General features: G+C 58.2%; 13 protein-coding genes and 1 tRNA gene. 6 read left to right on the top strand and 8 right to left on the bottom strand.

Annotated elements, in window-relative coordinates:
* Positions 1-50 precede the first annotated feature (50 nt).
* Complete coding sequence (locus ACXJ1Z_RS05740) at positions 51-1,223, bottom strand: acyltransferase family protein (RefSeq protein WP_463780207.1); 1,173 nt, start codon at positions 1,221-1,223, stop codon at positions 51-53.
* A gap of 281 nt (positions 1,224-1,504) precedes the next feature.
* On the opposite strand from ACXJ1Z_RS05740, the gene ACXJ1Z_RS05735 reads away from it, so the two are divergent.
* Complete coding sequence (locus tag ACXJ1Z_RS05735; RefSeq protein ID WP_463780205.1) at positions 1,505-2,428, top strand: glycosyltransferase family 2 protein; 924 nt, start codon at positions 1,505-1,507, stop codon at positions 2,426-2,428.
* On the opposite strand, the gene ACXJ1Z_RS05730 is transcribed toward ACXJ1Z_RS05735, so the two are convergent.
* The 3 genes from ACXJ1Z_RS05730 to ACXJ1Z_RS05720 form a co-directional block, all read right to left on the bottom strand.
* A complete protein-coding gene (locus tag ACXJ1Z_RS05730; RefSeq protein ID WP_463780203.1) occupies positions 2,413-3,264 on the bottom strand; it encodes a glycosyltransferase family protein in 852 nt (283 codons plus the stop codon). The two genes, ACXJ1Z_RS05735 and ACXJ1Z_RS05730, sit on opposite strands and share 16 nt — an antisense overlap.
* A gap of 105 nt (positions 3,265-3,369) precedes the next feature.
* Positions 3,370-4,863 (bottom strand): oligosaccharide flippase family protein, encoded by a 1,494-nt coding sequence (locus ACXJ1Z_RS05725; protein WP_463780202.1) that lies wholly within the window; start codon positions 4,861-4,863, stop codon positions 3,370-3,372.
* 55 nt (positions 4,864-4,918) lie between these two features.
* On the bottom strand, positions 4,919-5,995 hold the full coding sequence (locus ACXJ1Z_RS05720) for a glycoside hydrolase family 5 protein (protein ID WP_463780201.1): 1,077 nt from the start codon (positions 5,993-5,995) through the stop codon (positions 4,919-4,921).
* 571 nt (positions 5,996-6,566) lie between these two features.
* Between ACXJ1Z_RS05720 and ACXJ1Z_RS05715 the strand changes: the two genes are divergently transcribed.
* Positions 6,567-7,145 carry a nitroreductase family protein gene (locus ACXJ1Z_RS05715; protein WP_463781176.1) on the top strand — a complete coding sequence of 193 codons (579 nt, stop codon included), beginning with the start codon at positions 6,567-6,569 and terminating at the stop codon, positions 7,143-7,145.
* A 113-nt stretch (positions 7,146-7,258) separates the two neighbouring features.
* Here the strand turns inward: ACXJ1Z_RS05715 and ACXJ1Z_RS05710 are convergent, their stop codons facing one another.
* Positions 7,259-7,900 carry a sugar transferase gene (locus ACXJ1Z_RS05710; protein WP_488199533.1) on the bottom strand — a complete coding sequence of 214 codons (642 nt, stop codon included), beginning with the start codon at positions 7,898-7,900 and terminating at the stop codon, positions 7,259-7,261.
* A 104-nt stretch (positions 7,901-8,004) separates the two neighbouring features.
* The gene (locus ACXJ1Z_RS05705) at positions 8,005-8,523 is read right to left on the bottom strand and encodes an FxDxF family PEP-CTERM protein (protein ID WP_463780196.1); all 519 of its coding nucleotides are present in this window, start codon (positions 8,521-8,523) and stop codon (positions 8,005-8,007) included.
* A gap of 860 nt (positions 8,524-9,383) precedes the next feature.
* Between ACXJ1Z_RS05705 and xrtV the strand changes: the two genes are divergently transcribed.
* From xrtV to ACXJ1Z_RS05690, 3 genes are read left to right on the top strand one after another with little or no spacing between them, the layout of a single operon-like run.
* Positions 9,384-10,349 carry an exosortase V gene (gene xrtV / locus ACXJ1Z_RS05700; RefSeq protein ID WP_463780194.1) on the top strand — a complete coding sequence of 322 codons (966 nt, stop codon included), beginning with the start codon at positions 9,384-9,386 and terminating at the stop codon, positions 10,347-10,349.
* Positions 10,346-11,077: an exosortase C-terminal domain/associated protein EpsI gene (locus tag ACXJ1Z_RS05695; protein ID WP_463780193.1), complete on the top strand. Its 732-nt coding sequence runs from the start codon at positions 10,346-10,348 to the stop codon at positions 11,075-11,077. The genes xrtV and ACXJ1Z_RS05695 overlap by 4 nt, the downstream gene beginning before the upstream one ends.
* An 11-nt stretch (positions 11,078-11,088) precedes the next feature.
* The gene (locus ACXJ1Z_RS05690) at positions 11,089-11,907 is read left to right on the top strand and encodes a hypothetical protein (RefSeq protein WP_463780192.1); all 819 of its coding nucleotides are present in this window, start codon (positions 11,089-11,091) and stop codon (positions 11,905-11,907) included.
* Positions 11,908-12,254: 347 nt separating this feature from the next.
* On the opposite strand, the gene ACXJ1Z_RS05685 is transcribed toward ACXJ1Z_RS05690, so the two are convergent.
* On the bottom strand, positions 12,255-12,746 hold the full coding sequence (locus ACXJ1Z_RS05685) for an acyltransferase family protein (RefSeq protein WP_463780190.1): 492 nt from the start codon (positions 12,744-12,746) through the stop codon (positions 12,255-12,257).
* 111 nt (positions 12,747-12,857) lie between these two features.
* Between ACXJ1Z_RS05685 and ACXJ1Z_RS05680 the strand changes: the two genes are divergently transcribed.
* Positions 12,858-13,967 (top strand): acyltransferase family protein, encoded by a 1,110-nt coding sequence (locus tag ACXJ1Z_RS05680; protein WP_463780189.1) that lies wholly within the window; start codon positions 12,858-12,860, stop codon positions 13,965-13,967.
* A gap of 785 nt (positions 13,968-14,752) precedes the next feature.
* Here ACXJ1Z_RS05680 and ACXJ1Z_RS05675 read toward each other — a convergent pair.
* Positions 14,753-14,826: transfer RNA gene (locus tag ACXJ1Z_RS05675), tRNA-Cys, on the bottom strand.
* Positions 14,827-14,877: the final 51 nt, after the last annotated feature.

The following is a 14,877-nucleotide window of genomic DNA, read 5'->3' as shown; positions in this document are numbered from 1 at the left end:
GCCAGAATACATCAAAATTGAACCGTGACAGGCAGCATGCGTGCCATGGGTCAGGTCGGGGATCTCATGTCAAAGTTGGCATCCTGACGTTTTGCCCTCAGTCGCTTTACGATAGCATCGCCCACGCTTTTGCCTCTCAACTCGATTAGGTGATATGTGGCTGTCGATACGAGAGTCGCGCAGATGAGAACGACGACATAGCCGCATATGGCGACAAGGTTCGCGCCATACTTACTGCCTGCATTGGGGAGCAGGTCTTCGATGGCACGAAGGAAGAAGAAGTGAGTGAGGTAGATGCTGAAGCTCACCGTCCCGACATGCTTGAGGAGAGGCGATTTCAGCAGAGTCGAACCGGAGAGTGCTCCGCTGGTGACCATCAATGAAAAAAGCAGGTCTGCGGCTATGTAGCTTGATGTCAGTCCCCGCGTCGTTGACGCAAGCAATGTCAGGACGATCGATAGCGGGAACACGATTTTGGCGAGGTGCGCGTGTTTTTGTAGATGTGGAAGCCAAGCTGCGATGCAAATTCCTGACGTGAATGCAGGCAATTGCACGATCCAGAAAAAGTAAGCGAAGTAGCTCAAGTCTTCAGGTTTACCTGGGACGAACATGATTATCGCTTTGTATGTAACAAACGAGAGAATGTAACTTCCTGCGGCGATAGCCAGTGCCGCCCATTTACGATATTTTAGCTTTAGCAAAAATGGAAACAAAAGATAAAACGTCATCTCCGCGCCGATGCTCCACGCACCTGGTGAGAAGCTGTTAACGGTGTTGGGGTGCCAACCGTTGGTAAAAGTCAGCGCAGCCAAACCGCTTATAATCGAATGATCTTTTGGGAGTATGTTTGGAAGAAGTGTTAGGCCAAGCACGATATACGCAAAGGTCGTCAAATAATACATCGGTGCGATACGAAAAAAGCGTTTGATGAAAAATGACGGTATGTCGAGGCGGTCGCGGTCGTAGTTGAGGGTAAGCGTTAGGCCGCTTACTAAAAAGAATAACTGGACTCCTTTTGATCCAAAGTGCATGATATTATCAAGCATCGGGGATACGGGCCCAGAAAACCAGACGATATGTGTTAGGACAACACCAGCCACTGCCAGCCCGCGAAAAGTATCCAGGTATGCAAAGTGGTGTCGCTCTGCCATATTCTTTCCTTTGATATTATACGCCCCAGAGAAAAAGCTGAAGTCGGCAAATGCAAGTTCGTTAATTTTCAAGATCTGTCGTTATTTAATACGTGAAGTGCTTTTGCATGGCGCGTGTATACATCTCACCTAGGTTCACCAGGTTGCCAGCCCTTGCTTAAAGCCATTCCTGCAATCAAGCGCCGGACGTCAACGTTTGCTGCAGCTGCGAAAAGCGTTAGCACAAACACGTAGAGCTTCTAGCCAAATCGTGATCCGTTGCCTAGGTTGGCGCGCCACTGGCGACCGTGGCCGTTTGAAAGTTCGATATGTCAGCCTTTGCAATTTGCAGGTGCCTAAATGCGTAAATGTGCGTGATGCCCTTCTCAGCCGTCATCGCGACAAGCGCCAGTCCCGGGAGGCGGGCGCGTCTGCTCGAGATCGTGCGTTTTATCGTCGAGTTTGCGCTTCTTGAGGAGGTGATCGTCGTTTGGCAGTCGAGCGATCTGCCGGGGCCTGAATTCGACCATCCCAAGTTGCGCATTCTCATGTGCCGTGCGCGCGCAGTTTCGCTTGCGCGCAATCTTGGAGCGTATCAGGCACGGGCCGATTGGGTGTGGTTTCTCGATGATGATACCATTCCCGCGTCGGCGGCGTATCTCGACAGGGCTAAAGCCGTGCTGGACGGCTCGGACTTCGACTTCCTGACGTCCAACGTATGCGGAGACGGTGTTGGTCAGGTCTGTCGCCGGATTTCCGAAGATGTGCGGATCGACGAGAGGACGATTGCGGGCAATTTCTGGGAGCCTGGACTGATCGTCTCGCGTCAGGTCTTCGTCGCCAACCCCTACGATATCTGCCTGGGGCCAGGTTGCCTGCATGGTTCGAGCGAGGGTTCGGATCTTGGTATCCGTCTGCTGCGTGCCGGCCACAAGGGTATGCGCGTGCACGATCTTGAGCTCGATCACCCTGCTATCGACATCCCTGACGACTATCGGAACAAGCTGTTCCTATATGCCCTTGGCAATGGGCTGGTGGCGATCCGCCATGGCGGGAAAGCCGGTTTCGTCCGTACGGCGGGGAAGTCGGCGTTGAAAATGCTGGTGCTGCTGGCGACGCTTCGTTTCTCCGCCGCGCTGGATCAGTTCGTGCGGTTGTGCGGTCTGCTGGTGGGGCCAAGCTTGCGGCCCAGCCCTCCGTTAAACCTGGAGCCATCCTTGCTTGGAAGTCCGGCCATCATCCATGAACTCGGCTCGGTGGCGGCGCAAAGCCAATCGCAGTTTCAAACGAGTCCGTAGTGCGCGGCCATTTGCTTGATCTGCAAATCGTTTCCTGAGTGGGCCACATTGGCGGCCATCAAGGATTCAGCCTGGCTTCCCCGCCAATTCGCCGACACAAAGGTTCCGCCTACCTTTCGGTACAGTGAGCCAGCTTTTCTGGCCATCCAATAGAGCCAGACGTCGTCGGCGGCCGGACAGATGCTCAGGAATGCGTCGCGGTTCAGGACTTCCGGATCGAAGCAGCCCGGGAAGTAGAGCACGCCGCCATGGCCCGTGGCGAACAGATCGGTACGGCCCGCCGCTGGGGGGGTGTCTTCAGAGATATTGCCGTTCCACTCCAGGTAGGGCCGTATCTCGCCATTCTCGAAGCGCGTGATCTGGTTGACCCGGCGGCAATTGATGGTTGGCCTTTCTGGATCGAATTCTTCGGTCAGAACCTTGACCAGATCCGTCGGGTAGAAACAGTCGTCGTCCACAGTGATGATGTAGGCCTTCGGATCGGCCTCGATCGCGGGGATGATCTTCTTGTATGAGCGGATGTCATCGCAGAACAATATGCGCAGTCCGTCTTTCTCAAGCGATCTGACTTGCGAGGGCAAGGCATCCTTGTCCTTAAACGCGATCCAGAGTTGCACTTCATCAGGTTTGACGTGCTGATCCAAAAGGCTCCGCAGGGTCAGGTGAAGGGTGCCAAAGCGTGGGGGATAGCTGGTCAGCGATACGACGACCTTGCCGGGCAGCGTATGCGCCCTGGGCCTTTTTACGGTCGGATAGCGCAACACCTGCTGGTATGCCGCCGCGAGATGACGCGCGATCCTGGCTTTCTCGACCCATTTCTTCAGCAGGTTCGACATATGGTAATCCAAATAGAGTGTTCGATGACACTGCCACGCGATCATGGCAGATTGGCACGGAGAGTTCAGCGCCGTTTATCATAGCTTATAGAACGATAGCTTGGCTTACGAAAATTGGCGTTGGGCGGGCAGCCTCAGGAAGCTGCGAAGTTTCGTCTTGAGGGGCGCCGGCGTCGGTAGCACGTCGATCGTAATGTCGATCTCGCGCCGACAAAGCAGAAGGCACAAGCCAGCGAAGACTATCAACGCCACCGATAGTGCTGCCACGCTTTCGGGAATGCTCTGGGGTGTGAGCCCGATCCGCAAAGCCAGAAGGTAACCGCCCAAGCCCACGATCAGAGCCAGCACTTGGGGTATCAGCACCCGCATGCCGAGGAGGGGGCGTAGTGCCGGTATCTCATGCCGCATGAACAGGATCATGCCAAACAAGGCCAGGTATGTGCAGACGGTATAGCCGATCGCCGCGCCGTTCACGCCCAGCATGTAACCGCCCCAGGCCAGGCAGGTCGTGCTCGTGACCAGCCTGATCGCGTTGGCCGCCAGGACCGGTCCCGAGCGCCCGCGTGCGATAAGCAGCGGCTGGGAGGCCGATATGCACATCGTCGGAAACAGCGGTGCCAGGAATATCAGCACCCATCCCAGGACCGGCCAGGAGTTGCCCAGGAACACGGTTCTGAAGGATTCGGCTCCGAAGATCGTGCAGATTTCCACTGCGGAAAACACGAGGCTGCACGCCACGACGATCTTGACGTACATCGACAGCACCTTGTCCGGTTCGTCGTTCGCCTTGGCAAAAATAGGCAGCAGCACGTTGGCAAGAGGCGTGAACGTGAAGCTGAGGATGAGGTCGATGATCGTGCGCGCCAGCCTGAATGCGCCCGCGCCCGCAGGTCCGGTAAAGTAGCCGACGACCAGATCCGACAGGCGGGTGTTCCCCTGAATCAAGGCGGTGGAGGCGCAAAGCAGTCCGGACTGCTTTGCCACGACGCCCGCTTCGGCTCTCGTGAAGCGTTCGAACATGCGTACCGGGGCGGCAAAGACAGCGGCAACCGACATGACCGCCGCCGTCAGAATGGTCTGAACGACAAGGCTCCATGCGCCATAACCCAGCCAAGCCAGCAAAACACAGGCAAGCCCGGCCAAGGTGATCCCGACCGTGCGGCGAATGGCGAGAAGCCGGAATTCGAAGCGCCGGGTCATCTTGCCTTGCGAGACGGCTCCGAAGGCGGCCACGATCGGCACGCAAGCGGTCGCCATCATCAGCGGTTGGATCTCGGGGGCACGGACCAGCACGCTTACCGGACCGGCAAAAAAGAAGATCAGCAGACCCAGCACGAGTCCGGCAGCCATGTTGACCCAAAACGCGGCCGCTTCGAACGAAGGGCGAAGTTCCTTATCTTGCACGACTACCTGGCTTGCGCCCTGCATGACTGCGGCGGCGACGGCTGCGGGTGCCACGGCCATCGCTGCGAGGCCGAACGCCGTCGGAGCCAGCAGCCGCGCCACCACGAAAAAGACCACGGTCTGGAAGAACCGCTCACCGACGGTCTGGACGATATTCCAGAAGAACCCGGATGCGGCGATACGCCGGTTCGACATGGTCTGCCTCAGCTACGAATGCACGAAGCAGGCTGCCCGGTCGCTTGATCGTGGTTCAACGCGTACGCTCCAGATATCGTTCGAGCAGGCGTGTCTGGGGCTTCTCGACCCCATCGACGGGATCGGTCGATCCAAGATTTTTTCCCCAGCTGCCACCACCGGCAAAATACGTCGCACCGACGAAGACGTCCCTGTTCGAAATCACCGTTGCCAGCAAGGCATCGAGTTCCGTGAGAAAGTCCTTGGCGGGACCACAGCCGAACTCTCCCAGAAAGAGCTTCTTGCCATTGGCTCGCGCCCAAGCCGTGACTCCTTGAAGAGTGGTCGAGCCGGCTCCTGGAACAACCGGTGCCTTGCCCGATCCGCCAAAGCCCACGTTCAGGTACTGATGAATGTCGAACGCATAATTGTTGGCTGGATCATGCGCATCCAGCATGACCTGGCTGTTACGGCTCTTGAGCCAGGAATGTCCGCCGGTCCACGCGTTTCCGGAGAAAAGAACTTTCGAGGATGCTCCCGCCCGGCGGATGGCCGAGCAGGCCGCATTCTGCGCATCCAGATTGGCAGCGTCGGGCATGTCGTGCGGTTCGTTCATGAGGTTGTACCACACCAGCGACCGCGATTTATAACGCTCACCCATGCGACCCCAGAAATCCGCGAAGTCGTCGGTTGTCACTCCGGAGCCATCGACGCCAATGATTTGCTTTTCGCGCCGACCATAATTGTGCGCGTCAAGGATGGCGACGGCCCCTCTCGCGTTCATCGCGGTCACCAGCCCGTCCAAGCCTTCCAGGGCCGAATCCAGGAGCGGGCCCTGCAATTCGGGCTGGAGTCTCTCCCAGCGGAACGGCACGCGAAACGCATTGAAGCCTTTGTCCAGGTAGTAATCGAGGTTTGCCTGCCCCGGCCATCCCCAGCGATTGCCGATGGCTTCGAACTCCGCTCCGGCAAGATTTACGCCTAAGCGAAAAGTCGCTTGGGACCCTCCTCGTACAGAGCGCGCCTCACCAAGGGTCGTGACTGAGTGTGACGCACCGAGCGCGACTGCCAAGGCGCCGTGCTGGATGAAATCTCTGCGCGATCTGGTAAACATACCTAATCTTCTGCGCACAACGATCTTGCATTGCAACATGCAATCTAGAAGCTGTCATTTGTTCGCGGTAGTCCGTGCTGAGCGCCCTATATCTGTGCTAAAACTGGGCGGCTGCCCAGTAGGCGAGGTGCTTGACCTATGTCCCCGTTCAGGACGCAATCAGTTTTCGTGCGCCGTCGCAGCACGGCGGTGAGGCCGCTGAGATTATGAACCAGCCTGAACCTATGCCGAGACGCAGGCGTGGCGCGGGAGCGAAGCTTGAATAGCGGTCGACGCGACCACTCATGTCTCATGCGGCCCGGCCAACCATCGACCTTTCGACTTTCTCGATCGTCGAGGTGCGGTTTTTACGACTTCCCAAGCTCACGATGCGCGCCAAAATAGCAGGTGATGGAAGCGCGCAATCACTTGGAGCTCGGCGTAGAATGCCACTTAACCGTGAAGAGGTGCCGGCGTCCGCAAGATCTCAGCCGAGACGGATGGCGTGACAGCACCTCGATTGCCTGACGCGTGACTTGAAAGTTTTCCAAATTTCACCGTTCCCGCATCGTCGACCAAGCTGTCACGAATGCGCGATCTACCTCTTCAACCATTAAAGGAATCAACGCACATGACCGATCGTAAATCGCATCCCCGAGTGGAAAGATTGATCGTCGATCGCTGGAGCCCGCGCGCTTTCGATGCGAGTGAGATGCCACAAGAGGATTTGGACGTGATCCTGGAAGCCGCAGGCTGGGCTCCCTCTGCTTATAACGTGCAGCCCTGGACCTTCCTATATGCAAAGCGTGGCGACGCAAATTGGGACCTGTTCCTGAATCAGCTTGTCGATTTCAACCAGGGCTGGGCCAAGAATGCTTCTGCCCTGGTCTATGTCGTCTCAGACACGCTTATGCGATCCGAAAAAGGCGATACGCAGAACCATAGTCACAGCTTCGATGCAGGGTCTGCCTGGACATTGGCGGCGCTGCAGGCCTCGGCGATGGGATATCACACCCACGGTATGAGCGGGATCAAGTTCGGTGAAGCGGAAGCAGCGCTTGGCATACCAGAGGATCACCGGCTGGAAGCGGCCTTCGTGATCGGCAAGATCGCGCCGAAGGAGGTCTTGCCGGATTATCTTCAGGAGCGCGAAGTCCCGAGCAGCCGCAAGCCTCGGAGTGAGATCGCTCGCCAGGGCAAGTTCGCCTGATATCGAACCCAACGGACCTGCCACAGGTTAAACCGCGCTCACTACGGTTAGGTCATCCAGCTCGCCAGCCTGGCGCGATCTTCGGATCGCACTGGGCTGGCGGCGCGATGCGGCTAGTAACAGCCCGAGCCGAGCACGACCGCCGGTACGGTCCGCGCCAGTATCGCGATGTCCAGTGCGACATTGCGGCTGCGCGCATAGGCGGTGTCGAGCGCCACCCGCCGGCGGTAAGTCGTGTTGTTGCGGCCGCTGATCTGCCACAGGCCGGTGATGCCCGGCTTCACGCTCATGTAATCGACGATGTACTGGCGATAGCGAATGACCTCGCCTTCGACGATTGGGCGAGGGCCAACCATGCTCATCTCGCCTCGCAGTACGTTGAAAATCTGCGGCACTTCATCCAGGCTCGAACGGCGTAGTAGCCGACCGATCGCGGTGATACGTGGATCCTTGCGCAGTTTGTGATCGCGCGACCACTCCAAGCGCGCCTGGGGGCAATCGATCAGATGGCGTTCCAGCACTTCGGCTGAGTTCACCACCATCGATCGAAACTTGTAGCACGGAAAGGATTTCCCGTCCTTGCCGATCCGACGATGCGCGAAAAGCACCGGCCCTGGCGAAGTCAGCTTCATGGCCACGATGATCAGCACCAGCAGCGGGAGCAGCAACAATACCGCCGTCAGGGCGATGGTGATGTCCATGGCCCGGGTCAGTATCGCGTCTCGCGTCGCTGCTTGGTCACGATCGCCGCGCAAGAGGGTCGCGGCTTCGAAAGAAACCTGGTTCGTCGCACTGACCTGCATGGCCGTCCTCGTCGCTGGGGAAGGGGATAGCCCCGGAATTGCTTCCGGGGCTACGATCAGAAGGCGTAGTTGACCTGATAACCCGATTTGCGGCGGCGCATCGCGAAACCGGTGAAGCCGACACCCGCGATCATCATCAACCAGGTGGCAAGTTCGGGCACTGCAGCCGAGAACGTGACGTTGCCCGAGTAGGAGCCGGCGCCCCCCGAAAGGCCGCTGATCGAGATCGTTTGCGGCCCGGCCGAAACCGGCTTGCTGAGACCGCCGGAATACAACGTTCCGCCCAGATTCACGAAGTTGATCGCCGACCCGTTGAACAGTGCCGTCAGGTTCTTGATACCGGTTACGGTCTTCAGATAGATGACGCCGACATCGGCCGTGCCCGTGGTGGGTACGGTGAAGTCGATCGTGTCCGTGAAGGTCCCGGCCGGAATTGCCGAATCGTAGAATGCTCCGGTGCCATTGGTGATCGAGGTCGATCCGCTGCCCGCGAAGGTCGTGGCCTGCGCGGGCGCGCTGAGGGTTAGTGCCGATGCGATGAGCGCGGATGCGGCAAGTACTTGACGACTTGGCATGATTAAAACTCCCCTACAGGAAAAATACGTATCTTCTTTAAAGGCGAATCAGAGTTAATCTGTGCCTATGTAAAGTTCTCACGAATTTTTGTGCAGCGCAACGAGGGGTAGTTCCATTAGCGCAGGCGACTTGCTGTAAAACTGATTGTCTAAAATCCGCAGTTTTACGTCAAATAATAACCGTAACTACTGTAGATATACGTAGTGGATGGTGATCTGTTTTCAAACACTTCGCGCGGTTTCCGAGCTAATTCACCATTACCCGCATATGTCGGATGCAAATTTCATTGCAACTGCGAAGGGGGGCTCAGCGTCGGGATGCGCGTACTCGTGACGAGCTTCGCACTTCGATACCTTATCGGTAGGCAAGAACGGCGACGATTATAGCCGTCCAGATGCCAACGCCGATGCTGACGCCTGTGATGAGCCCGCTTGCTCCACCGATGCGGTCGTCATCAACAAATTGGCTGGCTTCGTCGTCGCTCGAACATCTCGTCGGATCCGACGGAGGGGACGATTTGTTGGGTCTGTCTGCATTTGCGACCTCTCGCCGCGATGCGCGCCCTAGCTTGTGATAAATCCCGGCGATGCCACGATGACGAGGATGCACAGCGGACCTTTCCTGACGGGATGAATAACTAGTCGTTACATCCATTCCGGGTAAAAAGCATTTCAGTCGATTTGTCGATCGCAGCCGATCCACTGTCTCGCCAAAGCTCGGCGAGGCAGTTGGATTTATGTCTTCGCACCGGGGCTGCGGCGTATCCTGGCATTCTAATGGCGTCACCATGGAGTTGATCTGATTGGTGGTGGCCGACCGCATGCGCTCTAGACAGGCGATGCCGTCTGCTGATGCCCCCTTGATCTATACAACGACTGAGCTTGGCGACAGCTTCGGTGAAGGCATGTCGGCGGCCGGCCATCCCAGAGGCGACGATTCCTCTGGTACGGGCAGCGATTCGTCCGCGCCGATCGGGCATTCGTCCGATGGATGGTGGTTGCGCCATGCCTTCATTCTCTTTGCCGCAGCGATCACGGCGCTACCAGGTCTGGTCGCGTTGGCGCGTAACTACTGGTCGACCGAGCAGGGCGCGGCCGGCCCTATCATCCTGATGACAGGACTTTGGCTTTTGCATCACGAAGCCTCGGGCTTTCGCGCAAGGCGCGATCCCGCAGCCCGCTGGCTCGTCCCGGTCGGGCTGGTGCTGCTGGGCGGCTGCATCGTTGTCGCCACGATCACCGCCAAGCAATGGCTCCAACTGCTTGGGATCTACCTGGCCTTGGCGCTTACGCTCTACGACGTTCTGGGTTGGAGCCAGTGGAAGCGTCTTCGCGTACCCATCCTCTACCTCGCCTTCGTCATTCCGCCGCCGGACAGTGTCGTTGTGCCTATCACCCATTCGCTAAAGGAGCTGGTGGCCAACGCTGCGATCGGGATTCTGGCAGGCCTGGGATACCCGGCCGCACGCGACGGTGTCCTGCTTTACATCGGTCAGTACGAACTGGTGGTGGCAGCGGCGTGTTCGGGGATGAATTCGCTGGTCAGCCTGACCGCGATCGGGCTGTTCTATGTCTATCTCCTGCATCGGGCGCATACGCGATACGCGGCGCTGCTGGCGATACTGATGATCCCGGTCGCCTTGTTCGCCAACGCCGTGCGGGTGATCGGCCTGCTGCTGATAACGTACTACGGCGGCGAAGCCCTGGGTCAGGGCATCCTGCACGAGGTTGCAGGGCTTTTCATCTTTTTGGTCGCGCTGACCACGCTCGTCACGATCGATAAGCTCTTGGCCCCCTTGTTGCTGCGAAAGGGGAAGCGCGCGTGACGACAGGATCATCCGCGACGATACCCGCAGGGCCGTCCCGGCTTCGTTTCGATCGCCGTGATCTGCTGGCGGGATCGCTGTTGCTGGCGATTACCGGAGCATCGCAGCTGCTCAAGCCGGTCCGCATGTTCGACACTCTGAGCCACGATGAACTCTCGGCCGCGATCCCCCGGCAAGTGGGCGCCTATCGGTTTGCGACCAGCTCTGGACTCGTGCTTCCGCCTACCGATGAATTGTCCGAACGGCTCTACGATCAGGTGCTGACGCGGGTTTACCTCGCGCCCATGCGATTGCCGGTCATGGCGCTGTTCGCCTACGGCAGCGTGCAGAACCTTTCGCTTGAGCTGCACCGGCCGGACGAGTGCTATCCGCAGCAAGGGTTCACCATCACCGAGCCAAGGCTTCTGCCCCTTGTCCTGGGCGCGCATCGCATCCCGGCAAGCCTGCTCACGGCAACCCGGCCCGACGGCTATGTCGAGCAGGTCGTGTTCTGGTCCCGTATCGGCACGCGGTTTCCCGCCGATCGCACGGCGCAGTCGCTCCAGGTCGCGCGCGAGAACTTCGCCGGGCGGATGCCCGATGGGCTGCTGGTCAGGCTCTCGATCCCGACTGTGAGCCGTTCGGCGGCAATCGCGACGGCACTCGCTTTCCTCACCGAATTGAACAACAGCCTGTCGTCAAGCGGACGGCGGATCATGTTCGGCCAAGCCAAGGACATCCCAGCATAATGCCCACCCGCATGCAGACCCGCTTGAGTCGATCGCTTGCGGTCATCATTTTGGCCGGCATGTCGGTCGGGTGCAGCAAGAAGGCCGCCGAAGGGCAGGTCGTGGCTGTCGTGGATGGCGAAGAGGTCACGCGACGTGATCTCGCCGGTGAGCCAGGCGCGACGGCCATGTCCGATGGCGATGCGGCGCGATCGTCGCTCGGAGTCGTGTTGCAAGGCGTGGTGGATCGCAAGCTCGCCGCTGCGGAAGCGCAGCGGCTGGCACTGGATCGCACCCCGCAATATGTCGCGCAGGCGAAACGGTTGGACGAGGTCATGTTGAGCCGCACGCTGTTCGACCGCTGGGCCGCCGAGATGCCGGAACCCGACAAGCGGGCCATCGCGCGATTCGTGGCCGCCAATCCCCAGCGCTTCGATGGACGCAAGCTGTTTCTGGTCGATCGGATTGAAACGGTGATGGGCCAGGGGCAGAGCGCAGCGCTCGCTCCGCTGCAATCCAACGATGCGATTGCCGCATATCTCGATTCCCGCTCGCAATCCTATCGACGCGAGCGGGTGGTGCTGGATTCGTCGACACTGCCTCTCGCGCTGTATCGCCGCCTGCTTGCCCAGGCACCCGGCAACCCGCTGGCGATTGGCAAAGGCGATAATCTCGTCGCACTTGCAGTGATCGAGGCGCGCGATGCCCCGCTGAATGCCGCCGACGGCGCCGCCGAAGCCGTGACGGCGATCAAACAGCAGGCAGTTCAAAGGAAGCTGGCCACCTTACGCAAATCGGCCGATATCACGTATCAAGCTGGGTATCGACCGCAGACCGGAAAGTCGGAGTAAGGCAAGGTTCTACCAAGCGGGTTGGCGAAGTATCGCTGGCTTCGATTTGGTTCGCAGACCAGAGTGGCTTCGGGCCTGCCTACACCGCCTCGCTCGCCCGCCTGCTCGCCGATCCGGTATCTGCGACCAAACATCAGAGTGGCGTGGGGTACCTGACGCTCGGCTGTGCCAGCATCTCACGTCGTTTACACGCGAGCGCCACTTGTCGATATGTGGAGCCGCTGGTCTACGCTTGTCCGCGTCGCCGCCGTTGTCTTCCTGAGCGTCACTGCTGTACTGGCAGCCCTATGCCTGTAGTAAGGGCGACCGCGGCCTCGGGGTGCTGCACGAGGCCGCCAGCGAGGCCTTCACCGATGCAGCGGCCTTCGCGTGACGGTTGCAAGCCATTTGCGAACGGGACGATCAAGCCATTTCTCTGCGAATATCGCAACAACGCTCATGCCGATTAGGAATGCGATTTCTAGAAGCGGGATCGACCAGGGAAACCTCGCCTGCAACAATTTTGCTGCGAAGATCTCGAAGCGTTGGAACGCGCCATGAAGCGCATAGATCGGAAACGATATCAGGCCGAGTTTGGTGAACACGGGTATCAGGCCTGCACCGGGTTCGCGCGTGGCCGCCAGAATGAGCAGCGGATATCCGATCATGACGACCGCCAAGTCGTAGAAGGCCTGCTGCTGGGTCGGTATAGCGAACGAAGCGATCAACAGGGTAGTCGCGATTGCGGGGTGCAGCCGCAGCCAGGGCAAGGCACCAGATTGCCACACTCGAAAGAAAGCAACACCAACGAAGAACGAGTAAAAGTGAGCTATTGGATCGCAAGGATTTCTGGCGCTCATCCAGACTATGAAGGAGAAAGATTTAATAGCTAACTCCGTATTAATATGTATGAGAGACGCTGCTTACTGAGGGGGGAGCTCAGTTGAAAGTGCATTTCGGGGGGGTGATCGATGGCTGAGCGTGAGCGATACGAATTTCTAGATGGCCTTCGTGGCTTAGCTGCAGTCGGTGTGATGGTGATGCACTATACCGATTATCTTGGGGCACCTTTATTGCCAAGCGCGGCGCTCGCTGTAGATTTCTTCTTTATGCTCAGCGGCTTCGTACTTGTTCATGCATATGGGCACCGCGATAATGGGAATATCCTCAAGTTCATGGTCGCGAGAGTCGTGCGCCTCTATCCCATGTTTTTAGCTGGTATAGTCATAGGCGCGCCATGGCTATTTATTAAAGTTGCCGAAAGTGGCGCAAATCTGCAGATCGCCTATGGTTCACTCGCACTGAATCTTCTCTACCTTCCATATTTCGGTGATCTACCGCAATCCATTTGGGGTGGCGCGCCTTCGGCCCCGCTTTGGCCGGTAAACAATCCAGCTTGGTCTCTATTTTTTGAGATGATTATTAACATAGCTTTTTTAGCGCTTATTCGCTGGCGTTTTATAAGCTTGATCCTTCTAGCAGCGGGGGCGTTTATAGGCATTTATGTGGTCGGATTTTTATCGGCCCGTTTAGTGGGTCACCATGGGTTGATACTCCCAGCGGGCTGGGGTCAGGTCGGATTTTCTGGCGGATTCCCGCGAGTGACCTATGGGTTTGTTACCGGCATGATTATCTATTATGCAACACGGTCTGCAGTGTATGGAAAGTATAAGCCGCAGCAGCAGCACTCGTTGGTGCTTGCAATGCTTAGCTGTGCCATCCTCTTGCTGATGTTTTTGACACCTTTGCCGAAAGGTTTCGGAGCGGTGATCTATGCCATCCAATCTGCAGCAGTTTGCCCTCTTCTTCTTATCATGGGAGCCTCGGTAAATATCACGAGCTTAGGCGTCATGAAGTTCGTTAAGTATTTGGGATTCCTTTCATATCCGATATATTGCATTCATATGCCCATTCGTAACGAGACTGAGTTGATCTTCACCGGGGCACACCAAGGCTTGGTGTCGCTTATCGCATTTGGCACTACTTTGATTTCAGCAGCTGCCCTTGGATCCCTTTATGATGTTCCTGTACGCCGCTGGTTATCATCGCTAAGAGGTCGGGGGACATCTGCTCTTGCATAGCGACCCCTCAGTTAACTTGATCTAAGCGCCACCTAGGGTAAGCGCCCTTGCTACGGCTAGGTCAGTACTTCCTGTATCAAGCATGCATTCTACTGCGGATGAAGCAGAGCCGTACGCATGTGCCCCCTCTTTGACCTATCCGCCCGCCTGGGAAGCCGCCCGCGCGCGCATCGAGACAGGTGAGTCGTCGAGAGCCTGATTTTATCCCTCGACGACCTTGGTGGCGATACGCATCTCGAAGACAATCAATCCGAAATCGACAGGCTTACGTGGTCCGCATGGGCGATCCGGCGTGGTGTGAGTGGCACACGCTTCCCGGCGCAACCCGCAGGCCTGTAAAGCTGAACGCCATGCCGACAGACGATTGGCGCGGCTCGACCGTTGAGGGAGGAAGAGCACGACGCGCTGAAGGATGCCCAGCGTCGTGAGGACAAGGTCCGCCGCGATGGTCAGGGCGAATGGGTGGCTGGCCGATCGCCGGCCAGGCTGCGCCCTCGAGTGACCCTGGCGAGGGCGACGGCGGCGAACTCATCGCGCAGTGCGAGCCCGAACTAAGCGACAACTGGGGCGACCCAGATCCGGACCATCATCGGCCCCGGCTTGGCTTGCCCGTGCCCGGGGGTCCCTTGTCCGCTTCGATGAGGTGGCATCGGCGTCGCTTGCGTGTCGCTTGGAGGGACCGATGGTTCTTGGCAAATGACGGGGAAGACCGGCTCTCACACGCAACGGACCGCAACACGGCAAGATCCGCCCGAAGGCGCGTTGTAGGGCCGGTTATCGAAAAATGGAGGCCCGAGCCGGAATCGAACCGGCGTGCGAGGATTTGCAGTCCTCTACGTAACCACTCCGCCATCGGGCCATCCGGGGCGTGCCCCGTTTCCGGGAAAGGGGCGCCTAGCAATCCTGCCGG

Source organism: Novosphingobium sp. TK46, assembly GCF_055361525.1.
The sequence above is the reverse complement of the archived record's forward strand: the minus strand, read 5'-3'. Positions and strand labels throughout refer to the sequence as shown.

What these genes read in the sequence shown, in the direction of transcription:
- ACXJ1Z_RS05730 (WP_463780203.1), bottom strand. Translation starts at nt 3,264, where the DNA reads ATGTCGAACCTGCTGAAGAAATGGGTCGAGAAAGCCAGGATCGCGCGT.
- ACXJ1Z_RS05725 (WP_463780202.1), bottom strand. Translation starts at nt 4,863, where the DNA reads ATGTCGAACCGGCGTATCGCCGCATCCGGGTTCTTCTGGAATATCGTC.
- ACXJ1Z_RS05720 (WP_463780201.1), bottom strand. Translation starts at nt 5,995, where the DNA reads ATGTTGCAATGCAAGATCGTTGTGCGCAGAAGATTAGGTATGTTTACC.
- ACXJ1Z_RS05715 (WP_463781176.1), top strand. Translation starts at nt 6,567, where the DNA reads ATGACCGATCGTAAATCGCATCCCCGAGTGGAAAGATTGATCGTCGAT.
- ACXJ1Z_RS05705 (WP_463780196.1), bottom strand. Translation starts at nt 8,523, where the DNA reads ATGCCAAGTCGTCAAGTACTTGCCGCATCCGCGCTCATCGCATCGGCA.
- ACXJ1Z_RS05690 (WP_463780192.1), top strand. Translation starts at nt 11,089, where the DNA reads ATGCAGACCCGCTTGAGTCGATCGCTTGCGGTCATCATTTTGGCCGGC.
- ACXJ1Z_RS05685 (WP_463780190.1), bottom strand. Translation starts at nt 12,746, where the DNA reads ATGAGCGCCAGAAATCCTTGCGATCCAATAGCTCACTTTTACTCGTTC.
- ACXJ1Z_RS05680 (WP_463780189.1), top strand. Translation starts at nt 12,858, where the DNA reads ATGGCTGAGCGTGAGCGATACGAATTTCTAGATGGCCTTCGTGGCTTA.